Origin of the sequence: Parageobacillus thermantarcticus, from assembly GCF_900111865.1 — a bacterium.
GTDB classification, from domain to species: Bacteria; Bacillota; Bacilli; order Bacillales; family Anoxybacillaceae; genus Parageobacillus; species Parageobacillus thermantarcticus.
In genome coordinates this window covers 76,134-100,128 of record NZ_FOJS01000007.1, presented here as the reverse complement: position 1 = coordinate 100,128, position 23,995 = coordinate 76,134, and the positions used below count along the sequence as shown (strand labels likewise).

Genomic DNA, 23,995 nt, shown 5'->3' with positions numbered 1-23,995 from the left:
CCGACCGACGGGGCAGGCGATTTTCCAGCTGTTTCAATATGTGAACGTCGTCCTCCTGGAGCTGCCGGATGGACGCATCCAACGCTCACTGGATCGCTCCCTCACCCCTGAACAACGAAGGATTCTGCAGGGGTTGGGGCTGGATGAGAGCATTTACGTGTAACGTCATACGGAACGACCAGCGATGGTAAAAAAAGGATAGCCATCGCTCGTCGTGTTGGTCAAAAAGTTATTCTGAAAAACTAAATAAAAAATCCTTTGTTTTGACCTTGTTAGGGTGCGAAATGTGAGTTTTGAATTAAAACGGCAATGGGTATATCCTCATATTTCATCGCGGCAGTTTGAACAATTATTAGCTTCATAATACAAAACCTCCCCTTGAAATTGATCAAGGGGAGGTTGTTTTTTTGCGGAAAAACATATGTGCAATGACTGAAACGAGCAGGCCGATATAGAAAAACAAAATCGGCATTAACGGAAGGTTATATCTTGGGTAGGCAAAAAACACGTTGTTTAAGATCGTAAAGTACGCGATGATAAAAGCGAAAAACAGCAATTCTTTTCGGTTTTGTTTTAATAAAAGCAAGGTGAGCGCCATCGATGCGAACGCAAGGGATACAATCCATTTGTGCAAGGAACTCATGACGGATTTCTTTACGCCTAATATTTCAATCCAGTAAAAAGGTTGTTCCCATTGTATTCTTGCCTTTTTTGTCGTGTAGCTTTCGATGAATTGCCGCGGGTTTGCGCGATACCATTGCTTTATTCGTTCGATGGCGATTTCTTTTTCTAACTTTTGTTTTTCATAAGCATTCATATTAGGGTGTTCTTCATTTATTTTTTCGATTACTTCTTTATAAGGCTCGCCATATCGGTATCCATATCCTTGATAAGTGCCTAACAAAAGCGGATCTCCAGAGCCGCCGGTTAACGGGATGAATGCTTTATAGTGAACGTAGTTGCGCACCCACCATGGGCCGAGTACGATGATTACTAGCAGAACAGCAATCCCTAATTGCTTCCATGCGAGCCGAAGCGGATATTTGATAAGCAAAAAGTAGCCAAGAAGCGCAAATGGAACCAAAGCGAAGGTAGCGCGAAACAACAGGCAGAACAAGTAGGCGAACATTAGCCCGTAAAAAGCGGACATGTTATGATTTCGACCAAGTTGGATCGCAAAACGAGTAAAAAGAAGAAGTCCAAATAAAAAAGGCGGTTCGGTTAAAATTAAATTGTCTGTTTCAATAAGCGGAACAAATAGCGCGGTAAAAAATCCGGCGATGATGCCAGCCCATTCCCGGTTCATATCTTTTCCGATGGCGTAAATAAGATAGACGCTAGCAACGCCGAATAAAATCATCACCGCTTTTGCGGCATACAATCCGACGTTGCCGGTGCCAAAAATAAAAAAAATCGCAGCTAGCAATATCGACATTCCGGGCATGATATGAACAGTCGGTTCGTTCGTATTATGGTAAACGAGCATGCCTTTCTCTAAAAGAATTTTGCCGCTTCTTACATACCCCATGTCGTCGCTGTGCAAGGTAAGCGACAATCCGTATTTCCATAAAACAAAAAGGCGAATGCCGAGCGCTGTTAATAGCATCACGGCAACGATGATTTTCCTTTTTTGATTTAGCGATACCATAAAATTCACTCCAATATCATTTTCTATTGGGTGTTAGGCGATATTCCGATGAAGGAAACACCCAATATAATAAGAATGACTCCGATGATTTTCGTCGGCGAAAGTGGCTCATGGAAGACGAAATAAGCGCCAAACACTGCGAGCACATACGCGATGCTTTGCACGGGATAGGCGACGCTTAATGGAACGCGGGATAAAATAAAAAGCCATAAAATGGTGGCCGCCCCGTACATAACGAGTCCGGAAAAAATGAACGGTGAAAACAGCATTTTCATAAGTGCAAGGGGATTCAATGAAAACGTCGTTTTCATCATGCCGTATTTCCATAAAAACTGGCCTATAACGAGAATACATGTGTTGGACAAAATCAATAAAAAATTAACAAGATTCATCTTTCTCTCCCTTACGTTGATTGTCTTCCAATTCATGTTTTATATAAGCGATTTCTTGTACGAGCGTTTTTATTTTTTCTTGATGATCGGATAACGTGACTGATTGGTAAATGAGAATATTAAGAACGACTAAAAAAGCGATTGTAAAGATGAGAGTAGGCATGTAAGACACGCCGAGAAGTGCGGCGATTTTATTTAACAAGTCGAGGCAAATTGCGATGAACATGCCGATAAAAGCCATTAAAAACCAAAGAAACGCCTGCTTGTCCCTCAATTTATTCCGGCTGGAATAATAAACGACTTGAATGAGGAAAAGAGACGCGAATGCGATCGTAATCATTTGCACTGTGCTCATGAACTCTTTTCTCCCTTTTTAAAAAATAGAACGGATCACTGAAATAAAAGTTACTTTTGTCATATAATATAATGATTTTAATGGAGTAATCGACGATTTTCCGCCTTGTCTCGCATTCATGTCTACTTTGATCTCCTTAATTTTATATCCTTTCTTCGCTAATTTCGCTATGACTTCCACTTCAGGATAATCGACAGGATAATAATTGGCGAATTCTCTTATTACTTTGCGGTTTACGATTCGATATCCGGAGGTTGGATCGGTTATTTTGATTCCAGCGATCATATATAGTAGATAGCAAAAATAAAGAATCCCCATTCTTCGGAAAATACTTCCTTTGTAGTTCGTTTTTTGCACGAATCGAGAACCGATCACCATGTCATAACCGGAATTTTTAATTTCGGAAACAAGGTTTTCAAGATCTTTCGGATTATGCTGGCCGTCCGCATCTAATTGAATCGCGTATTGATATCCTTTTCGGAGAGCGTAACGATAGCCTGTTTGCATCGCGCCGCCGATTCCTAAATTAACCGGCAAATCTAAATAATGAAATTGATTCTCTTTTAAAATCTCCAATGTTCTGTCGGTGGAGCCGTCGTTAATCACGATATAATCATATGGACACGTTTTGATTAAATTCATGACCGTATCTTTTATGGTCGCTTCTTCATTATAAGCGGGGATAATGACGAGAATATCCACTACCGCTCCTCCTTTGATTACTCCATTATAAAAGAGTGAAATGTCTTTCAAATGGTTAGTATAGCATTTTTCCAAAGTAATGTCACTTTGTTGTCTAATGATATCAATGTGGAGATGGATTTCGCGGATGTGATGCAGTAACAAACAGAACATTTTCCAACGAAGATTATCATTCATTAAAGGTGGAACGAACCATGGTAGAGATCACTATTGTCGCTGCCAGCGAATTTTAAGTTAAAATAAGCATTCGATTGCAAACATTTGACACGAACCGCATAGGCATCGTGCCAATAGTTTCCGTAAACAAAAAAAGAGCCATCTACGGAAATCGTAGACTGGCTTATCAAGCTAAACCCTATCGACAAAATACTACAATATTCAACAAATATTGTCGACAAGCAGTTTTTTCATGTAAAGTATGATTTTACAATAGAAGATTAAGAAAGATATGATCATAGACTTACATTTCGTAATGATTGCTAATTTGGTATACTATACTAGAATTCGTTATAAAGGAGAGTAAATCAAAATGCTTTCACTGTTGAAAAGAACAATCGGTGACGCAAGTGAACGCCGGTTAAAAAAATATAGACGGCTTGTTGAACAAATCAATCAGCTGGAACCACATATGGAAAAGCTCACAGATGAAGAATTGCGTGCAAAAACAGAATATTTTAAAGAACAATTGGCTTTAGGAAAAACTATTGACGATATTAAGGTGGAAGCATTCGCGGTGGTGAGGGAAGCGGCGAAACGGGTGCTTGGCATGCGGCATTTCGATGTCCAGCTTATGGGGGGGCTTGTCCTCGCTGAAGGAAATATCGCCGAAATGGCGACTGGTGAAGGAAAAACGCTTGTCGCTTCGCTCCCAAGCTATTTGCGCGCGCTTGAAGGAAAAGGAGTGCATGTCATTACCGTTAACGATTACTTGGCGAAACGTGATAGAAATTTAATCGGCCAAATTCATGAATTTCTCGGTCTTACCGTCGGTTTGAACCTTCCGATGATGTCGCCTTCGGAAAAGAAACAAGCGTATCAAGCCGACATTACATACGGAATCGGTACGGAATTCGGATTTGACTATTTACGCGACAACATGGTGTACGATCTTGCCGATAAAGTGCAACGCCCTTATCACTACGCCATTATCGACGAAATTGACAGCGTTTTGATCGATGAAGCGAAAACGCCTCTGATTATTGCGGGAAAAACGCGTTCAAGCTCAGAGCTTCATTATATCGCGGCGCGTTTAGTCAAACGGTTTGAACGTGATGTTGATTATATATATGACGAAGAAATGAAAACAACCAATTTAACGGAAAAAGGAATCGAAAAGGTCGAAAAAGCGTTCGGCATCGACAACTTATATGATTTGCAGCACCAAATTTTATACCATTACGTTATTCAGGCGCTACGGGCGCATGTGATTTTCAAACGCGATGTGGATTACATCGTTCGTGACGGAAAAGTGATGCTTGTCGATATGTTTACAGGCCGTGTGATGGAAGGGCGGTCGTTAAGCGACGGGCTCCATCAAGCGATTGAAGCGAAAGAGGGGTTGGAAATTACCGAAGAAAATAAAACGCAAGCTTCCATTACGATTCAAAACTATTTTCGCATGTATCCGATTTTATCTGGAATGACTGGAACGGCGAAAACGGAAGAAAGGGAATTTCAGCAACTTTATGGAATGGATGTCATCCCGATTCCGACGAACAGGCCGAAAATTCGCGTGGATATGCCTGATAACGTATACATGACAAGACATGACAAATACGTGGCGGTCGCGAAAGAGGTGAAGCGGCGCCATGAAAAAGGACAGCCAGTTTTAATTGGCACAACCTCGATTTTACAGTCAGAGGCGTTAGCTAAATATTTAGATCAAGAAAATTTGCCGTATGAGCTGCTGAATGCGAAAACGGCAGAGCAAGAAGCGGCGATTATTGCCCAAGCGGGGCAGCGCGGCCGCATTACGATTGCCACGAATATTGCAGGACGGGGAACAGACATTTTGTTAGGCGAAGGGGTCGCTGAGCTTGGCGGTTTGCATGTCATTGGAACAGAACGGCATGAAAGCCGAAGAATCGATAACCAATTAAAAGGAAGAGCGGGTCGCCAAGGCGATCCGGGGTCGAGCCAGTTTTTCATTTCCCTCGAAGACGATATGTTCCGTCGTTTCGCAAAGGAAGAAACGGAGAAATTAAAGCCGAAATTAAAAACGGATGAAACCGGCCGAATTATGAACGACAACATTCATGAGTTTGTGGATAAAGTGCAGCGAATTGTAGAAGGAATTAATTTCTCGATTAGGGAATACAATTTAAAACTTGATGATGTCATTAACGAGCAGAGAAATGTTGTTTACCATATACGGGATAAAGTGTTAAAAGAGAAAGACAGAGTTTCGCTTATCGTTCCGATGGTGCAATCGGCGTGCGACAACATCGTCGAGAAATACTGTCTGCCGGAACTTATTCCGGAAGAATGGGATGTTACGGCGATGGTCGAGGAGTTAAATCGTCTGCTTTATCCGCAGCGAATTGCTTTTGAACATGCATTAGAGGATATCGAAGATGTGAAGCAAAAAGTGAAGGAAACAGTGGATTCTTATATTCAGTATCTTGAGATGTTGAAAAACAACGCATCGCTTCAGGAAAAATTAAAACATATCATGTTGGCTGTGATCGATCAAAATTGGATGAAGCATTTGGAAAATATGGCGCTGTTGAAAGAAGGAATCGGAATGCGCCACTATCAGCAGGAAGATCCGATGCGCTTATATCAAAAGGATGGATTTGAATTGTTCACAATGATGTATGCGGCGATCGAAAAAGAAATGAGCTTGCATCTTTCACGATTGCTGCAATCGTTGCAGCATACTTCGGACGATAAGGAGGAATAAACATTGCTTCCATTTTTTAAGAAAAAGAAAAAAAGCGGCGGGGATACCGCCGTTTCTGCCCAAGATGTCATTCAAGAAACGGCTGATGCCGGTGATGAAGAAGTCTATACGGAGCTAGCCTTGCATCCATCGTGGAACTTGCCAATGGAGCAACAATATGTGTTGCGCTTTTTAAACAATGAACTGCCGCCGTTAAAGCCAAACCAAATTTCCCTATCTGGCATCAGCTTAAGAAGAGAAGATAACGGTGTGGTTGTATCCGCGTTCGTGCGCCATAGTTTGTCCAAGCCGATTAAAATTGGAAAAGCAACGCTTTTATTGTTAAGCGCAGACGATGCGGTCATCGCGAGGAAAGAGTTCAATTTAGAAGAGATGGGAGAACTTCCGGAGAAAAGCAGTCGTCCATGGAACTTTTTGTTCGAAAACGCGACATTAAAGACAAATAATATTCCGGAAGAAGGATGGAAGCTTGCTTTTGAATTAAGGCAAAAGCACCGCTTAGAATTGGAGGAAAGCTGGGAAAAAGCGCTTCCTAAAGCAGAAAAAGATAAACTACGGCAACTGGTTGATCAACTCGAACCGCCAAAACCGGGGGAAGTCAATTTCTTTGGCCTTCAGGCAAAACTAACGGAGGAACATGGCTTGAGCGTTACCGTGTTAATTCGCAACGGCAGCGACCGAAACATTTATTTTGAACAGCTTCCGCTTCAAATCGAAGACGCGGCAGGAGAGGTGATCGCGCGCGGAGGCTTCGCTCTTGACTGTTTGGAAGTAAAAGCGAATACGACAAAACCGTGGACGTTCATTTTTCCGAAAGAGCTCATCCGAAAGTCTGAGCCGGATTTAAGCAAATGGAAAATATCCATCGTAAAGCAATCATAAATCATCTCTTGAAGCTAATGTTCAACGTTTCAGTGGCGTTGAATATTAGCTTTTTTAAAAAGAAAAGATATCCACCTATTTGTGGATATCTTTCCCGGCCTCAACCCGTCCATCGCACTCTCGACCTATACTCGATACAAAACGGAAGATGGTCCTCGCTCTTATTGTACCATAACCGATATGGTAGACAAGCAAAAATGTGAAAATATTATATAGAATGTATCAATTCCCCTTCGTAACCATTACTTAACTTGAAAAAGGGAGACCATCGATAGAGAAATTTCCCCCTTTCGCTGTCCATCCATTCAATAATCTAGGATATAAAAACTAGTAGTATAGACGATAGGATTAAGTTCGAGATTTTTTGGTAAAAAGAAACTTTGATTTTCTCAAAACTTAAATTCGCTAGATCGAGAGCGAAATTTTACACAATTATCAGGACTTGGATAACGATAGTGATGTTTTTGTTTTGCTAATAGGATCGCTTCTTATGTGCGAGAATTACTTCTCTTTTCAAGTAAACTTGGACTATCAAAAAACAAAATCGCTTTTTCCGTTTTCTTTTCACACAAATTCCCTTATAAAAATCACCGCTTTTCGAATAATTATTATGATAGTAGTTCGTAAAATAATGGTTTAATAGTTTGTATGTCTATGTTATAATCCTCATTGTGAATAAGTTAAAAAGTCTTTTTATACTATGTCCAAAATTAGGCCATGATACATAGTGATTTTATGTTATTTTTTCCATTGTTTTGTTGGAAATGTAAAATCATGTTGACAATAAAAAAGAATAAGTGGTTATGATAAAGTTAAGGAGGATTTTTTATGGCTTATTTTATTACCTTGTTGATTTGTTTTATAACCTCCGTGCTTATAACACCGCTTGTCAAAAAGTTGGCGTTTAAAATTGGCGCAACTGATCGTCCAAATCAACGGAAAGTGCATCAGAAAATAATGCCGCGTTTAGGCGGATTGGCGATATATATCGCGTTTATTGTGGGAGTTGTGTTTTTAGATCCAGATAACGTGTTTGAAGTTCCGATTTTATTAGGAAGTGTCATTATTATTATTACCGGTTTTCTCGATGACCTATTTGAGCTTTCGCCAAAAGTGAAATTGGCAGGGCAGTTGTTAGCCGCCTTTGTCGTCGTTGTATTTGGCGGAGTGCAGGTAGAGTACATTAATTTGCCGTTTGGATCGCAATTGCATTTCGGCTTTTTAAGCATTCCATTAACGATTCTTTGGATTGTCGGGATTACCAATGCCATTAATTTAATTGATGGGCTTGATGGATTAGCTGCTGGAGTTTCCGCCATTGCGTTAATAACGATTTCTTGGATGGCGATTTTAAAAGGCGACATGTTTGTTACAGGCATGGGGTTTATTTTGCTCGGCAGCATTTTAGGATTTTTGATTTATAATTTTCATCCAGCTAAAATTTTCATGGGAGATACGGGAGCTCTGTTTTTAGGATATATGATTTCCGTTCTCTCATTGCTTGGGTTTAAGAATGTTACAGCGATTTCGTTTATTATTCCTGTCATTATTTTAGGTGTGCCAATTTCCGATACGTTTTTTGCGATTATTCGCCGTCTTCTTAAAAAGCAGCCATTGTCAGCGCCGGATAAGTCGCATCTGCATCATTGCCTGCTTCGTCTTGGTTACAGTCACCGCCAAACGGTTCTTATTATTTACGGTATGAGTGCTTTGTTTGGACTTGTGGCTATCATTTTGTCCAAAGCTGCCGCATGGGTATCGATGATTATATTGACGATCGTCGTGCTTGCGTTGGAGTTAATTGCTGAAAAAATCGGATTAGTCGGCAAAAACTACCGTCCAATTTTGAAAATTGTGCGAGGCATTCGCTACGCAAATATGAGAAAGTGAAGCCAAAAAAGGTCATCTCGTCGGCATTCGAGATGACCTTTTTGTTCTATGCGCTCGATGATTCTAAATGGTTTCGAAGCGCGTCTGACACTTCCTGCACGGATTCCTCATCTAATTTGTAGTAATAGACCCCGTCATTTTGGTCTGTTCCTTTTAATTGGAGCGATTCGATATGGATGTTTTTCCTGCTTGTGACATAATAAATTAATGACTTAATGTCATCAAAAGTGAAATTCGTTTTCATGTTGTTTCCAACCGCTTCGATGACATCGTCATATTTTGTAATGGAACTGACTTTGCTCGCTTTTTCCAAGATGGCTTTTAAAATTTGTTGCTGGCGTTTTCCGCGTTCGATGTCGTTATCTTTCTTTCGGGTTCTCGCAAGGGCGAGCGCTTCTTCACCGTTTAACTTTTGAACTCCTTTTTTCAGCACGATAGCGTTGCGATGGTCTTCTGAATCTTTTTCCTTAATGTCATAAGGAACTTCGACTTCGATTCCGCCCAACGCATCGACTACATCCATGAAGGCGTAGAAATTCATTTTGACGTAATAATCGATATGAATATCGAATAAATTTTCGATGGATTCAACGGTGCATTTTACGCCGCCGTAAGCGTGTGCGTGCGTAATTTTATCATATTTGTCCTCGCACGGGATATATACGTATGAGTCGCGCGGAATGCTTACCATTTTCACCGATTCGTCTTTCGCGTTAAACGTGGCAAGAATCAGCGCGTCGGACCTGGTATCTTTTTTAAAATTGCGCGAACGGCTGTCGTCGACGCCGATAAACAACACAGAGAAATTGTCCTTTTTTGGATCAAGCCGCTTTGTATTATCGTATCTGAACAATTCATATGACTTATTAATCACCGATTCGGCTTTATGCATTAAAAATGAAGCATATCCTAAAGAACTGGCTAACAGCAATAAACTGAGCATAAATAACCCAAATAAAATGCGTCTTCTTCGCTTTTTCTTTTTTTGCTTTTTGTATCGCTTTCGTTCATTTACCATCTTTCTCTCATTTGCCATGATAAAATAACTCCTTTTTATCGTTTTAGTTCAAAAGACGTCCGTTTCGAGATATTCCGTTTCCCCTTCTCTTATTTCCGCTCTTCCGTTTGTCAGCTCGGTCATCCAATCGATGAACGTTTGCTTTTCCGTTTCTTCTACAAAAATTTCCAACTCCACATTTTCCGCGTAATGGATGTCTTTTATAGTATAATCAGAAGAGCGCAATTCATTTTCCACTTTTCCGAGCCACGTGTAATCGATGGTGACATGCATGATGCGCGCAAGGCGGCGTTCGACGATGCCGGCTGCTTTCAGCCCTTCCGACACCGATTTTCCGTAAGCGCGCACAAGGCCGCCTGCTCCCAGTTTAATGCCGCCAAAATACCGGGTGACGACGGCGACGGTATCTTTCAGCCCCTTTTTCTTCAGCACCTCCAGCATCGGAATGCCGGCGGTGCCGCTCGGTTCGCCGTCATCGTTCGCTTTTTGGATTTGATCGTGTTCGCCGATAATGTAGGCAGAACAGTTATGAGTCGCGTCCCAATGCTTTTTTTTTATTTGTTGGATAAATTGAATCGCTTCTTCTTCTGTAGTTGCTCTGTTGATGTAGCAAATAAAGCGAGATTTTTCGATGACGATTTCATTTTCGCCGTATCCTTTTACTGTATAGTATTTTTGCAACAAAACAAAAATCACCCCGCTGCAACCAAAAACGAGTCTAGATAAAAAATAGGCAAGGTTTTTATAAAAACGTGTTATACTATTTTAGTAGGCAAAGGGCAGAATTTTAGTAGATGCTTTTTTTATTATAAATTGACAACTTTTTTCCTTCAAATAAATTTTTTTAGCATCTATGCGCAAAACGGGAAAACATCGCAGCAACGCGTTTACGGAGGATGTTGTATGTCGACGAATAAAAGCTTGGACGTAAAAGAATTGGATAAAATTGTCGAAAAAATGATCGACACCGTTCAACATAGCAAAGACGAAATATTTCGAATTGGCGAACAGTCGCGCCAAGAATATGAATGGATGATTAAGGAATTGGCAGACGTGAAGGCGGCGATCGAAAAGACGATCGTGGAGGCGGACAAGCTCGAAGTGCAAACCCGTCTCTCCCGCCAACGCCTTTCAGAAGTGAGCCGGAATTTCGCAATGCATTCAGAAGATGAAATCCGCGAAGCGTATGAAAAAGCGCATGAATTGCACATGGCGCTGGCGATGGTCCGCGAGAGGGAAAAACAGCTGCGAGTACGGCGGGATGAGTTGGAGCGGCGTTTAATCGGGCTGAAAGAAACGATCGAACGTGCCGATCTTTTAGTTGGGCAGGTTACGGTTGTACTTAATTATTTAACTAGCGATTTCCGCCAAGTCGGTGAATTTATTGAAGGGGCGAGACAAAAGCAAGAATTTGGTTTGAAAATCATCGAGGCGCAGGAAGAAGAACGAAAACGGCTGTCGCGGGAAATCCACGACGGTCCGGCGCAAATGCTCGCGCACGTCATTATTCGTTCCGATTTAATGGAAAAAGTGTTAAAAGATCGCGGGATTGAAGCGGCTATTTCGGAAATCCGCGATTTTAAAAAAATGGTTCGTTCTGCTCTTTACGAAGTGCGAAGAATTATTTATGATTTAAGACCAATGGCGCTTGACGATCTAGGCTTAATTCCTACGTTAAGAAAATATTTGCAGACGATCGAAGAATATAATAAGGGAATTGGTATCACATTCGTACATATTGGGGAAGAAATGAGGCTTCCGCCCCGTTTCGAAGTCGCGGTGTTTCGCCTCGTTCAAGAAGCGGTACAAAATGCCTTGAAACATGCCGAGGCGACGGAAATTGAAGTGAAAACGGAAGTGAAAAACAATCAGCTGCTTGTGATGGTGAAAGATAATGGGAAAGGGTTTGACACAACCGTTAAAAAAGAAAACGCCTTTGGGCTAATGGGCATGAGAGAGAGGGTTGACTTGCTGGAAGGAACGTTAAATATCCGGTCGAAAATTGGCGCTGGCACGACGATTTTTATCCGCATCCCATTGAACATATAAGCACAATAACACTAAAAAAGGGAGGAGAGGCATCATGAAAACACGCATTGCCATTATTGACGATCATCAACTGTTTCGTGAAGGAATGAAGCGGATTTTAGAATTTGAAGAGGAGTTTGAGGTGGTCGCTGAGGGCTCAGACGGAAGTGAAGCGCTTGCGATTGTCGAACAATATCGTCCTGATATCGTCATCATGGATATTAATATGCCGAACATCAATGGAGTAGAGGCGACGAAACAGCTGATTGAAACATATCCTGACACAAAAGTCGTCGTTCTTTCGATTCATGATGATGAAAACTATGTGATGCGTGCGTTGCAAACGGGCGCTACCGGTTATTTATTAAAAGAGATGGACGCGGATACGTTGATTGAAGCGGTGAAAATCGTCGCGGAAGGCGGATCGTACTTGCATCCGCGGATTACGCATAATTTAATTCGCGAATACCGCCGGCTTTCGGCTGGAAAGGGCGAGAAGGAAGAAGAAGGAAAGCGGGAAGTCCGCTGGCCGCTTCATCTGTTAACGCGCCGCGAATGTGAAGTGTTGCAGCTATTAGCAGACGGAAAAAGCAACCGAGGCATTGGCGAGGCGCTATACATTAGCGAAAAAACGGTGAAAAACCATGTAAGCAACATTTTGCAAAAACTAAACGTGAACGACCGTACACAAGCGGTCATTGTCGCCATCAAAAACGGCTGGGTCGAAGTCCGCTAGTTTCGCCGGAAAGGACCAAGTGCTTATCGGGTTAATGATAATGAAATTCGTTTCATTTTCCGCTACAATAGGTAACAAAAACGGTAAGGAAGGTATGGACGATGAAAACAGCAGTTGTAACGGATAGCACCGCGTACATTCCAAAAGATGTGCGCGATCGGTTGAGGATTCGGATGATTCCGCTGAGCGTTGCGTTTGGCGGGGAAACGTACCGCGAGGAAGTCGATATCAGTGCGGAACAATTTTACGAAAAAGTAAAGCAGCATAAAAATTTGCCGACGACTTCACAGCCAGCGGTTGGCGAGTTTGTTGAGCTGTTTACATCGCTCCGCGACGAAGGGTACGATGCGGTCATCAGCATCCATCTCTCAAGCGGCATCAGCGGGACATACCAAGGCGCGCTGACGGCAGGAAATATGGTCGATGGGCTGAAAGTATACGCGTACGATTCGGAAATCAGCTGCATGGCCCAAGGCTTTTACGCGATCGAAGCGGCAAAGATGGCGCTTGACGGAAAAACGCCGGAGGAAATCATCGCGCGGATCGATGAAATGAAAAAAACGTTGCGCGCCTACTTTATGGTCGACGATTTGGCGCATTTGCAGCGCGGCGGAAGATTGACAGGCGCGCAGGCGTTTATCGGCGGGCTGCTGCAAATCAAGCCGCTGCTTTGTTTTGAAAATAAAGTGATCGTTCCGTTTGAAAAAATTCGCACGCGCAAAAAAGCGATCAAACGGATTGAAGAATTATTGGCAGAAGACGCGGCCAAAGGCGTGCCGTTAAAAGCGGCGATCATTCATGCCAACCGCCCAGATGAGGCGGAACAATGGAAGGAACGGTTATCAAGCCTTTATCCGAACGTCGAGTTTACGATTAGCTATTTCGGTCCCGTCATCGCTACCCACCTTGGCGAAGGCGCGTTAGGACTGACGTGGTATCAGCCGTAATTTTGCTGCTTCCTATGCCGCTATTGATGCGAGGCTTTCCAAAATTTTGCTTCCTGCACCCACCGCATAGTAATGCGATACTTCCTAAAAATTTGGTAAAAAAAGAAAAGCATCGTTTTTGCCCCTTTCCAAAAAGGAGCGCTTCGATGTGCAAAGAAAAACGGGAACAGAACGAAGGATTAGATTCCGGAAATAGAAACGATTTTCGTTTCCGGCGTTCCCGAGTTCGCTGGACTTTTTCTGGTCCAGCAACATTTTGTGCATCATCCATGAAGCCATAAAGAGGATATAGCCCCAATTTGTGTGAAAAGCGGCAACGGTTGTTTTATTTTGTGGAGATCCAAATTTGCACGTCGAAGTGCTGGATTTGGCGTTATCATTCAAAGCTGCTCGTTGCTCGTTTATGTGATATAAGATGGAAATTATGTGAAAAGAAACTAGCAAAAAGAGGTTTTATTTTAGTAGTCCAAGTTTACTGGATGAATTTTATACAATAACGAGAACGTGACTAATAATAGGGAAATGGAGGAAGTATATGCGTTTTATCGTGGACAAAGGAAGGCTTATCCCTGAAACGCTGGCAAAAAATGATAAAGATGCCAAGCCGATCAGCCATATCGATTTCCCGCCTTCGATTCAGCTAACCCCAGGGTTTCATTACTCCGCGGAACTCCTTTCATTTGTGGAAGGAAGACAGCTTCTTTTGGAAGAACTCCCATTTCCTCTCGATCTCATCCAAGCCCATTATGAACACGGCTATCTTTCTTATGAAAAAGGAATTGTAAAAACGAAACATGGATGGCGCTGCATGAGATGCGGAAACGAGGATGGCCGTTTTTTCGCCTCGTTTCCTTGTGCCCGCTGCCATACCGTTTGTACGTATTGCCGCAAATGCATTATGATGGGGCGCGTCAGCGAATGCACGCCGCTCGTTGTGTCCCGCTTTTCTTTTCCGCAATCCCGTTACCTTTCCCCGCTTTCTTGGAACGGAACGTTATCCGAAGGGCAACAACGGGCCGCCGATGCGGTCGAGAACGCGATCGCGCAGAATGGCGAATTGGTTATTTGGGCGGTGTGCGGAGCCGGGAAAACGGAGGTGCTGTTTCAAGGAATCGCGCGGGCGTTGGAGATGGGAAAACGCGTATGCATCGCTACACCGAGGATCGACGTCGTGCGTGAACTTGCCCCGCGTTTGAAACAAGCGTTTGCGAATGTGCCATTGATCGCTTTATACGGCGGCAGCGAAGACCGCGGCAAATTCGCCCCGCTTGTTATTTCCACCACACATCAACTTTTACGGTTTTACCGCGCTTTTGACGTGATGGTGATTGATGAAGTTGATGCCTTTCCGTACTCCGTTGAGCCAATGCTCGAATACGCCGCCGCAAAAGCGCGCAAAGAAAAGTCCAGCCTGATTTATTTAACCGCGACTCCGCATCCGGCGTGGCAGCGGGAAATCAGGCGCGGCACACGGAAAGCCGTCACCATCCCCGCCCGCTACCACAGGTTTCCTCTCCCAGTCCCATCCTTCGAATGGTGCGGAAACTGGCGCAGGCAGCTAAAGCGAGGAAGCCTTCCCCGCAACGTGATGGCATGGGTCCAATCCCGCATTGAAACAGAAAAACAAGCGTTTTTATTCGTCCCCCATATTGATGTCCTCGAGAAAGTTGTGCGTATACTAAAACAATTGGATGAGCGGATCGAAGGAGTCCACGCGGAAGATCCGGAGCGCGCGGAGAAAGTGCAGGCGTTTCGCGACGGTCGCATACCGCTTCTTGTCACTACAACCATTTTAGAACGAGGCGTGACCGTTCCAAACATCGATGTTGCCGTGCTCGGCGCCGAAGACGACATTTTCACGGAAAGCGCGCTCGTGCAAATTGCTGGCCGCGTCGGCCGCAGCGCCCAATATCCGGACGGCGACATCCGCTTTTTCCATTACGGCAAGACGAAGGGAATGGTTGCGGCAAAGCGGCAGATTGAAAGGATGAATAAGGAGGCGGCGGAAAGGGGGCTGTTGAAAACGCAATGAATTGCTTGATTTGTCATGCGCCGTACAATCCGCTCGCGAGCTGGCAACATTTTTTGACGTTAAAAAACGCGGATTGCCTTTGTGTGAAATGCCGCGGCGCTTTTGTGAAAATTGATGGAGAAATTTGCGATATTTGCGGCCGGCCTTTCGCCGGTCTTGAACGATCGCATCGCCAAGGGAAATTATGCGCTGATTGTGTTCAATGGCAAAAGGATGATGAATGGAAAGATGTGTTAACGAAAAATCGGTCGGTGTATATGTACAATGAATTTATGAAGGAAGTGGTCGCGCTTTGGAAATTTCGCGGCGACTACGCGATTGTCCAAGCGTTTCAGGACGAGTTTTGCCGCGAATTTTACCGCCATTTCGACAATACCTTTTGCATCGTCCCGATTCCTCTCAGCGATGAGCGTCTGTACGAACGCGGATTTAACCAAGCAAAGGCGCTCGCCGAACTGCTTGCTCTTCCCATTTATGAACCACTTTGCCGCCGCCACTTGGAAAAACAGTCAAAAAAATCGCGCCTTGAGCGGCTGCGGACAGAAAACGTCTTTCGCCTCTCGGAAAAAACATCTTTGCGTGGCAAACATATTGTATTAATCGACGACATTTATACGACAGGAACAACGTTAAGGCATGCGGCGAAGGTGCTACTTAAGGCTGGCGCCGCCTCTGTTTCTTCGATTACATTGGCAAGAGGTTAATATTGTAGGAAAACATGCCGATATTAAAGATAGCGAAGATAGTGCGGGAGCGTGAAAGAAATGCAAGTTCGTAACGATTTCATCATGACCGACCCAATGCCGTTTTCTTTGAAAGAGGGAGAAACGTTTTTCGCAACGATGAAGGAAAAGTTAAGCAACGATGAAGCGATTGTAACGGTGAAAGGGCAGGATGTGCTCGTTCGCTTTCAAGGAGAAATGCCGAAGGAAGATCAAGTTGTTGTGCGGATTGTTGGCATAAAAGATGGTGTGTTGCAAGTGCAAGCAGTGCCGAAAACAGCGAAAACAAATGATGCCGCCGCCGGTTTATTTCCTGCCAGCGAACTGGAGAAAGCTGAACAAATTTTGCTGGCGCAAGGAATTCGTCTATCTAAGGAAGAAAAAGCGATATTAAGGCGCTTTTTCGAAAAAGCAATGGGGACGCTGAACGAAAAATTGGAAACGATAAAAGCGCTTGCGAATAAGAAGCTTGAAGTGACCGAATCCCATCTATGGTCCATCCATGAAGCGCTACATGGCGAACCGTTGGGCGAAGTTTTAACGCAGCTGGCAGATCGTCTTCATCTTTTGCCGCGCTTGCAATCTTCAATAGAAAACAGTTTACAAGCTTCGCTGGGGAACGGTTTACAAACTTCAGCGGAGAACAGTTTACAAGTTTTCGAGGAGAACAACCACGATTTCGGTCACGATAGCACAAAGTTTGTCCATTCTCAAGACGAAACAGATTTAATGGAAGAGCAAGAAGTCCCTCAAAAACGCCACATTTCTGCATCTGTAGAAATGGCGGAAGGGCAACAAACGGAATTGCCATATTGGAATGAGGAATGGATGCAAGCATTCCCCGCCCCAGCCAAAAATATGATCGTGAAGACGATTACGGAAAAACTATCGCAAGCGGCGCTTGATTTTAAAAAGCTGCAAATAGAGATGAATAAGAAGCTGGAAAACGCGGCGTTTTTATTGAACAGCGGACAAACATCGGCGCGCCAGCAAGCAAAACAATTCGTCGAAGCCGTGATTCATACGTTAGACCGCGCTATTTTGCAAGGAGAGTTTATGCTTTTTACCGATATGAAAACAGAGAAACAGATGCTTCAAGCAAGCGCGAAATTGGCGGAAGCGAAGCAGCTGCTTGCTGAAGGAAAGCAGAACGAAGCTTTAAAAATCGTGAATGAAGTAAAGAATTTGCTTGGAGGGATTCGCTTTCAGCCGGCAGACGTAAAAGTAAAACATTTTGTTTCCGCTTTTCATTTCAATGTAGATGTGCAGGAAGCGGCACCGAAGCAGCAAATTTTTACGCAATTAGAGAAAATATTAAAGCCTCCGCACGGTGAGGAAGTTTCGGCAAGAAATACGTTTGAACAATTCCGGCAATTAGGGTTTCACCATGAAAAAGATGTTTTTCGCTCCTTCCTGTTTAAGCAGCCGTCCATAGAACCGCAAAATATAAAGGCGCTGTTGTTGAAATTAAGCCAAGGAGAACATGGCATGATCGCACAGCAAGCCGAACACGCTTTGGCGAATATGACAGGCCAGCAGCTACTAAGCAAATTTGACACCAGCAACCATACGCAAACGATGTTTTATCAAGTGCCGATGTTATTGAACGACCGAATCGAAACGGTCCACATTTATTTAAACTCGCGGAATGATGGAGGAAAGCTCGATTGGCAAAATTGCAGCCTTTACTTTTTACTCGACACGGAAAAATACGGGAAAATCGGGATTTTGCTACAGGCGTTAGAAAGAGATTTAACGGTAACCATTAAAACGGACAGCGCGGAACTTGCCGAAACGTTAAAATCATTAACAGAGGCGGCTAAAGAAAATCTGGAGGAAATCGGCTACAATGTGAAAGGAATTGCTTTTGCAAAAATGAATAATGAACAAAAAGAGCAAAAAACAGCGGTGGAAACAACGGAAGCGAACGAAAGAAATAGCGGGAAAGGGTATGATTGGAAAGTATGAAAAACGGTTATCAACATTTTTCTGCGCTCAAAAGTTATCAAAGCGGAGCCGATCAGCTGTCGGAACCGAAAATCCATACTGTAAACGAAATGATCAAGCTGTCGCAGCAACAACACGTTCCGATGCAAGACGATTCAGCGCTTGTCAAACATTTAGTTGATCCGGAAAATCGCGTTCCTTCACAGCTTTATGCGGTCATTGGGGAAATTTTGAAATTAATTAAAAGCATCGAACAACAATAGGGGAGATTCATGTGGAAATTCAAAAAATCACGAAAGCGAACATGATGAATGTAAGCAAAAAAGAGGCAGCTGCTTCCTCGTCTGTATCGTTTGCAGAAGTCGTGGCAAAGCAAAACGAAGCACTCGCGCTCGAACGATTTCGTCAGCTTGCGAAAGAAATCGAAGAACAAGGAAAAAAATTAGCAGAATCGCGTTCGGTGGAAGATTTGCGAAAATATAAACGGCTTGTGAAAAAGCTGCTGGATGATGCGGTACAAAACGGTTTGCGATTGTCAGAACAACATGGTTTCAATTGGAGCGGCCGGTCGCGTTTGTACAAAATGGTGAAAGAAGTGGATAAAAAGCTTATCGATCTCACGAATGCGGTGTTGCAAAAAGAAAAACAAGGAATCGACCTTTTAGGCACAATCGGGGAAATTCAAGGGTTAATCATCAATATTTATACGTAAGCGTTTCTTATGTCTTATAATAAAAGGAGAGAGGAATATGGGGAGGATAAGCAATGAATTTAGCGAATTGCCCAAACTGCGGACGTTTATTTGTTAAAACTTCGTTTCGTGATATTTGTGAGGATTGCTATAAAGAGGAAGAAGAGGCGTTTGAGAAAGTTTACCATTTTTTGCGGAAAAGAGAAAACCGCATGGCGACAATGGCGCAAATTGTTGACGCAACAGGAGTAAAGGAATCGCTGCTGATTAAATTTATTCAAAGCGGCCGGCTGAAACTTGCGCAATTTCCAAATTTAACATATCCTTGCGCCCGCTGTGGCACGTTGATTCGCAAAGGCAAATTGTGCGAAAACTGTTTAAAAGACTTAAACCAACAGTTAGAAGAGCTGCAAAAAGATGAAGAAAGGAAAAAGCGCCGTCAGGCAGAAAGCATTTATTATACGAAAAGGAACGACGAAAATAAATTTTGAATGGTTGTTAACAATCTTTTGCGTTTGCCGATAATATAGATAGAAGTTGCGGCAACGAACGGCACAGGGCATGTTAAAAGGGGGGATTTTCATGAGAATTGACAAATTCGGCCTGCCAGGCATTAATCCTTATAAACGGCAATTTGATAAAGAGACGCAAGTGAAAAAAAATGACATTAAACAAGATAAAGTGGAAATTTCCGCAGCGGCGAAAGAACTGCAGCAGCTTTCCCAATGGACGGTCGAACATCAAGAAAAAGTGCGCAAGTTAAAGGAGCAAGTGCAAAACGGGACATATAAAATTGACGCGAAGGAAATTGCGAAAAGTGTATATCGATTTTATTTTGACAATTAAAAGAAAATCAGTATTACGCGTAATACTGGTTTAATTTTTATGTACTTTCAGGGAGAGATTGGATTGTCTGCCAAACAATTAATAGAGGTGCTAGAAAACCATGTGAAACTGCATAAAGGTTTGCTGGAGCTGGCAAACAAAAAAACGGAAGTGCTAAAAAAAGGCGATACGGAAGCACTGAACGGAATTGTGAAAGAAGAACAAAAATATATTGCGGCCATTGGCCGTGTTGAGCAGGAACGCATTCGTGTTGTTCACGCGATGATCGGCGAGACGGACGAACCGACATTAACAGCGTGCATTTTGCAAACAGAAGGAACGGAACGGGCCATGCTTGAGAAACTGCGGGATGACTTATCAGCGGTGCTGTCGGAATTAAAAAATGTGAACCAATTAAACGAGCAGCTGGCCAAGCAATCATTGCAATTTGTCCATGTCATGCTGAATATGCTCATGCCGCAGCCGAAAGAAGTGAATTACCGGAAACCGAACGTGGCGTCATCTGCTTATGACGGCGGAAGTTCGTTATTTGATTCAAGAGCTTAGTGAACAAGCAATTTTTTAGTATTGGGGGAAAAAGCGATGCGATCGACGTTTCATGGCTTAGAAGTGGCCAAACGTGGCATGTTTACTCAGCAAACGGCGTTATATGTGACCGCGCATAATATTGCCAACGCGAATACGCCCGGTTATTCGCGCCAGCGCGTCAATTTTGAACAGACCGAGCCATATCCGCCAGCTTCGATGAACCGTCCGCAAATTCCGGGACAGATGGGGACGGGGGTCGAAGCCGGTTCTATTGAGCGGGTGCGCGATAGCTTTTTAGATTTGCAATATCGCGGGGAAAATAACAAACTTGGCTACTGGGAAGCGCGGGCGGACGCCCTAAAAAAAATGGAAGAGATTATGAACGAGCCGTCAGACAGCGGCTTAGCGAAGGCGATGGATCAATTTTGGCAAGCGCTTGAAGATTTAAGCGTGCATCCGGAAAATGAAGGGGCGCGTTCCGTCGTTCGGCAACGTGGATTGGCTGTTGTGGAAACGTTTCATTATTTATATGACTCGTTATCACAAATTAAAAATGATTTAGGTCATGAAATTGGTGTCACGATTACAGAAATCAACTCTCTGGCACAACAAATCAGCAAAATCAACCAGCAAATCAGCGAAGTCGAGCCGCTTGGCTACTTGCCGAACGACTTATATGATGAACGCGATCGCCTTGTCGATCAACTTTCCCAACTTATTAATGTGCGGGTCGAAAAGGTGCCAAGTGGCGGAAACTCTTTAAAAATTGCAGAAGGAAAATACAATATTTACCTTGTTGATAGCAATGGCAACCCTATTAAAGATGGCAACGGCAATATAATTTATTTGGTTCAAGGAATTTCTTATCAATCGCTATCTTTCCCAAATGGTCAAGATATTGATGGAGATGGAATTAACGAAACGCCAGGGCCAGCCGTTGATAGTGTGAATTTAGGAGGAAATTCTATTCCGATTACATTGACAAATCAAGTAGTCTTTCCAACCGGCAAATTGCGTGGATTAATGGAATCATTTGGTTATAAAGATGGTTCAGGGAATGAAAAAGGTATTTATCCAGAAATGATTAACAATTTGGATAAGCTAGCGTATACGTTTGGAAAAGTATTTAACGCTATTCATAAACAGGGCTATGGACTTAACGGTACAAATAATGTGGAATTCTTTGATGAAGCAACATTAACAGTTCCGGGAGCTGCTAAGAACATTAAGTTATCAGCGGCAATTAATGATCTTTCGAAAATCGCGGCATCAACAGATGGTAAACCGGGAAATGGAAACAATGCTCTTAATCTAGCCAGTGTTGGACAAATACTTTTATCTTCCGGAACCGTGGACTTAATAGATATATCTATTAATTTAAATAATCTCGGACCGACGCCGCCGCGCCTAGCAAGCGGTACAATCAAGTCAAATTACGAAGGATGGATTGGAAGACTTGGCGTAGATGCGCAACAAGCTGACCGCCTAAAAGATAACAGTGAGGTATTGCGCCAATCCGTAGATGAGCGTCGCCAGTCAGTCAGCTCTGTGTCACTAGATGAAGAGATGACAAATATGATCAAATTTCAGCACGCTTACAATGCAGCGGCACGCCAAATTACCGTCATCGATGAAATGCTCGATAAAATTATTAACGGCATGGGCATTGTGGGAAGGTAGGTGAATGAAATGCGCGTCACACAAGGAATGTTGACAGAGAATATGCTTAGAAACTTGAGTGCCAGTTATGCGAGATTGGGCAAATATCAAGATCAACTGTCAACAGGAAAAAAAATTAATCGCCCTTCCGATGATCCGGTTGTTGCGATGAAAGGGATGATGTATCGCACGAATTTAACGGAAGTGGAGCAATATAAGCGCAACTTTTCCGAAGCGTACAACTGGATTGAAAACTCGGACGCGGCGCTTGATCAAGCGACGCAAGCATTGCATCGAATCCGCGAACTTGTCGTCCAAGCGAGCAATGATACGTATGAGGGAAGCCAACGAGCCGCGATTGCGCAAGAGATTCAGCAGCTGACAAACCATCTCGTCTCGATCGCAAACACGAAAGTTGGGGATAAATATATTTTTAACGGTACGGATACATTGCAGCAGCCAGTGGATTTAAATCTGGTAAATCAAATGCCGCCATCAGCATTGCCGGTGTCGAGCAACTCAAATGAGGTCAAAATCGAATTGTCAAAAGGGATTTATATCCCAGTCAACGTTGATCCGACAAAAGTGTTTAGTTACGACCGAAATTTTGCTTCCCCACAACCGGGAAACGGATTGTTCAGCGATTTGAAGTTATTGGAACAAGCTTTGAACAATCCATCGACATCAGGAAAAGATTTAAGTCAATACCTTAGTTATATTGATAGTCATATTAATAATTTCTTAAACGCTCGTGCGGAATTGGGAGCACGTTTGAATCGGATTGAGTTAATGGAAAGCAGGATCGATCAGCAAGAAGTGATTGCCAACCGCATGTTGTCAGACAATGAGGATGCGGACATAGAACGCGTCATCATGGATTTAAAAACGCAAGAAAGCGTCCATCGCGCCGCGCTAGGTGTTGGCGCCCGCATTATTCAGCCGACGCTTCTTGACTTTTTGCGTTAAGCTATCTTGTGAGGGCAAGATAGCTTTTCCTCTAGGAGGGCGAAAATATGCAGCTGCCGCAAATTCGTTTACAGTCTACATTTGCGAAAATCGCGATCCAAACGACGCCGCCTGTGCAAGAAATCAAACAGCCGCCGGCAGAGCTTGACCTGCAGCAACCGCCGGCGGAAATGAAGATTGAAACGACACCAGCCAAACTCACCATTGACCAAACAAAAGCATGGGAAGACATGGATTTGAAACATATTTTCCGCCGCATTGAAGAATTTGCACAACAAGGTTATAAAGATTGGCTAGAAGGCATTGCCCGCGTGTCCCGGCAGGGAGATGAATTAATGAGGATTGAAGACGGCGGCAACCCGATCGCCGAGCAGGCAAAAGAAAACAGTGAAGATCCGATCTACGACTTCAATATTGGCTGGATTCCATCTCCTTTTAGTGTAAAAATAAACTTTGAACCAGCGAAGGTGCACATTGATGTCAAAGTCAATAAACCGATTAATAGTACAAAAATAAACAAGCCGATTATCAATTATACACCGGGAAAAGTGACGATAGATCTTGCACAACGCAATTCATTAAAAATCGATTTCGTTAACTTACGGTTTGTTGGCACTAATTTTGAAATTTCCATTTAACAAAAAGGTGTGGAATAATGAAGCTTTGTACAAAATATCATGGTGAAATTGAGATTAACGAAAAGGATATTTTTCATTTTGAACACGGCATTCCGGGTTTTTTGGACGAAAAGCAATTTGTTTTATTGCCGCTTGAGGATACGCCGTTTGTCATTTTGCAGTCGGTAAAAACTCCCGAACTTGGCTTTGTTTTGATCGAGCCGTTTTCATACTTTCCAACGTACGAAATCGAGCTCGATGACAACACGCTCGAGCAACTTCAAATCACGGGAGAACAAGATGTCGCCTTGTACGTCATTTTAACTGTTGTCGACCCGTTCGATAACACGACGGCGAACTTGCAGGCGCCGATTGTCATTAACGTTCATCAACGTCTTGGCAAGCAAGTTATTTTAACCAATACAAACTATAAAACAAAACATCGCCTTTTTCCAGAAAAAGTGGCGAAATAAAGGAGGCGGCAAGC

At 43.2% G+C, this 23,995-nt stretch carries 24 protein-coding genes; 18 read left to right on the top strand and 6 right to left on the bottom strand.

The annotated features are described in order from the left end of the window. Positions 1-388 precede the first annotated feature (388 nt). The 4 genes from BM278_RS06345 to BM278_RS06330 are packed head-to-tail and all read right to left on the bottom strand — an operon-like array spanning position 389 to position 3,097. A complete protein-coding gene (locus BM278_RS06345; RefSeq protein ID WP_090948518.1) occupies positions 389-1,648 on the bottom strand; it encodes an ArnT family glycosyltransferase in 1,260 nt (419 codons plus the stop codon). Between the two features lie 23 nt (positions 1,649-1,671). Next, the gene (locus BM278_RS06340; protein ID WP_090948517.1) at positions 1,672-2,040 is read right to left on the bottom strand and encodes an EamA family transporter; all 369 of its coding nucleotides are present in this window, start codon (positions 2,038-2,040) and stop codon (positions 1,672-1,674) included. Beyond that, positions 2,027-2,395 (bottom strand): DUF2304 domain-containing protein, encoded by a 369-nt coding sequence (locus BM278_RS06335; protein WP_090948516.1) that lies wholly within the window; start codon positions 2,393-2,395, stop codon positions 2,027-2,029. The genes BM278_RS06340 and BM278_RS06335 overlap by 14 nt, the downstream gene beginning before the upstream one ends. 18 nt (positions 2,396-2,413) lie before the next feature. Beyond that, positions 2,414-3,097 carry a glycosyltransferase gene (locus tag BM278_RS06330; RefSeq protein WP_090948515.1) on the bottom strand — a complete coding sequence of 228 codons (684 nt, stop codon included), beginning with the start codon at positions 3,095-3,097 and terminating at the stop codon, positions 2,414-2,416. Positions 3,098-3,626: 529 nt separating this feature from the next. Here BM278_RS06330 and secA2 point away from each other — a divergent pair. The 3 genes from secA2 to BM278_RS06315 all read left to right on the top strand — a co-directional run bounded on the left by secA2 (position 3,627) and on the right by BM278_RS06315 (position 8,771). Continuing rightward, positions 3,627-5,999, top strand: coding sequence for an accessory Sec system translocase SecA2 (secA2, locus tag BM278_RS06325; protein ID WP_090948514.1), 2,373 nt, complete (start codon positions 3,627-3,629; stop codon positions 5,997-5,999). 3 nt (positions 6,000-6,002) lie between these two features. After that, positions 6,003-6,881, top strand: a complete 879-nt coding sequence (locus tag BM278_RS06320; RefSeq protein ID WP_090948513.1) for an accessory Sec system S-layer assembly protein — start codon at positions 6,003-6,005, stop codon at positions 6,879-6,881. A gap of 828 nt (positions 6,882-7,709) precedes the next feature. Further along, positions 7,710-8,771 carry a glycosyltransferase family 4 protein gene (locus tag BM278_RS06315; protein ID WP_090948512.1) on the top strand — a complete coding sequence of 354 codons (1,062 nt, stop codon included), beginning with the start codon at positions 7,710-7,712 and terminating at the stop codon, positions 8,769-8,771. A gap of 46 nt (positions 8,772-8,817) precedes the next feature. Here the strand turns inward: BM278_RS06315 and BM278_RS06310 are convergent, their stop codons facing one another. Then, positions 8,818-9,789 (bottom strand): LCP family protein, encoded by a 972-nt coding sequence (locus tag BM278_RS06310; protein WP_425272966.1) that lies wholly within the window; start codon positions 9,787-9,789, stop codon positions 8,818-8,820. A 48-nt stretch (positions 9,790-9,837) separates the two neighbouring features. Then, positions 9,838-10,473, bottom strand: a complete 636-nt coding sequence (locus BM278_RS06305) for a YigZ family protein (RefSeq protein WP_090948523.1) — start codon at positions 10,471-10,473, stop codon at positions 9,838-9,840. A gap of 219 nt (positions 10,474-10,692) precedes the next feature. On the opposite strand from BM278_RS06305, the gene BM278_RS06300 reads away from it, so the two are divergent. The 15 genes from BM278_RS06300 (at position 10,693) to fliW (ending at position 23,981) form a co-directional block, all read left to right on the top strand. Further along, a complete protein-coding gene (locus BM278_RS06300; RefSeq protein WP_090948510.1) occupies positions 10,693-11,838 on the top strand; it encodes a sensor histidine kinase in 1,146 nt (381 codons plus the stop codon). A gap of 34 nt (positions 11,839-11,872) precedes the next feature. Next, the gene (locus BM278_RS06295) at positions 11,873-12,553 is read left to right on the top strand and encodes a response regulator (protein ID WP_090948509.1); all 681 of its coding nucleotides are present in this window, start codon (positions 11,873-11,875) and stop codon (positions 12,551-12,553) included. Between the two features lie 101 nt (positions 12,554-12,654). Next, the gene (locus BM278_RS06290; RefSeq protein WP_090948508.1) at positions 12,655-13,500 is read left to right on the top strand and encodes a DegV family protein; all 846 of its coding nucleotides are present in this window, start codon (positions 12,655-12,657) and stop codon (positions 13,498-13,500) included. 535 nt (positions 13,501-14,035) lie between these two features. After that, positions 14,036-15,532 (top strand): ATP-dependent helicase ComFA, encoded by a 1,497-nt coding sequence (locus tag BM278_RS06285; RefSeq protein WP_090948507.1) that lies wholly within the window; start codon positions 14,036-14,038, stop codon positions 15,530-15,532. Continuing rightward, positions 15,529-16,236, top strand: coding sequence for a ComF family protein (locus BM278_RS06280; protein ID WP_090948506.1), 708 nt, complete (start codon positions 15,529-15,531; stop codon positions 16,234-16,236). The genes BM278_RS06285 and BM278_RS06280 overlap by 4 nt, the downstream gene beginning before the upstream one ends. A 60-nt stretch (positions 16,237-16,296) precedes the next feature. After that, positions 16,297-18,222 carry a hypothetical protein gene (locus BM278_RS06275; protein WP_090948505.1) on the top strand — a complete coding sequence of 642 codons (1,926 nt, stop codon included), beginning with the start codon at positions 16,297-16,299 and terminating at the stop codon, positions 18,220-18,222. Beyond that, positions 18,219-18,464 carry a flagellar biosynthesis protein FlhB gene (locus BM278_RS06270; protein WP_090948504.1) on the top strand — a complete coding sequence of 82 codons (246 nt, stop codon included), beginning with the start codon at positions 18,219-18,221 and terminating at the stop codon, positions 18,462-18,464. The genes BM278_RS06275 and BM278_RS06270 overlap by 4 nt, the downstream gene beginning before the upstream one ends. Before the next feature lie 11 nt (positions 18,465-18,475). After that, on the top strand, positions 18,476-18,913 hold the full coding sequence (locus tag BM278_RS06265; protein ID WP_090948503.1) for a YaaR family protein: 438 nt from the start codon (positions 18,476-18,478) through the stop codon (positions 18,911-18,913). 53 nt (positions 18,914-18,966) lie between these two features. Beyond that, positions 18,967-19,383: a TIGR03826 family flagellar region protein gene (locus BM278_RS06260; protein ID WP_013876210.1), complete on the top strand. Its 417-nt coding sequence runs from the start codon at positions 18,967-18,969 to the stop codon at positions 19,381-19,383. A gap of 91 nt (positions 19,384-19,474) precedes the next feature. Then, on the top strand, positions 19,475-19,738 hold the full coding sequence (gene flgM / locus BM278_RS06255) for a flagellar biosynthesis anti-sigma factor FlgM (RefSeq protein WP_042384635.1): 264 nt from the start codon (positions 19,475-19,477) through the stop codon (positions 19,736-19,738). 63 nt (positions 19,739-19,801) lie between these two features. Beyond that, positions 19,802-20,284 carry a flagellar protein FlgN gene (locus BM278_RS06250; protein ID WP_090948502.1) on the top strand — a complete coding sequence of 161 codons (483 nt, stop codon included), beginning with the start codon at positions 19,802-19,804 and terminating at the stop codon, positions 20,282-20,284. 36 nt (positions 20,285-20,320) lie between these two features. Beyond that, positions 20,321-21,946 carry a flagellar hook-associated protein FlgK gene (gene flgK, locus BM278_RS06245; protein WP_090948501.1) on the top strand — a complete coding sequence of 542 codons (1,626 nt, stop codon included), beginning with the start codon at positions 20,321-20,323 and terminating at the stop codon, positions 21,944-21,946. Positions 21,947-21,955: 9 nt separating this feature from the next. Next, positions 21,956-22,891 carry a flagellar hook-associated protein FlgL gene (gene flgL, locus BM278_RS06240; RefSeq protein ID WP_090948500.1) on the top strand — a complete coding sequence of 312 codons (936 nt, stop codon included), beginning with the start codon at positions 21,956-21,958 and terminating at the stop codon, positions 22,889-22,891. 47 nt (positions 22,892-22,938) lie between these two features. Then, positions 22,939-23,529 (top strand): DUF6470 family protein, encoded by a 591-nt coding sequence (locus BM278_RS06235; RefSeq protein WP_090948499.1) that lies wholly within the window; start codon positions 22,939-22,941, stop codon positions 23,527-23,529. Positions 23,530-23,546: 17 nt separating this feature from the next. Next, on the top strand, positions 23,547-23,981 hold the full coding sequence (fliW, locus tag BM278_RS06230) for a flagellar assembly protein FliW (protein WP_090948498.1): 435 nt from the start codon (positions 23,547-23,549) through the stop codon (positions 23,979-23,981). Positions 23,982-23,995 lie beyond the last annotated feature (14 nt).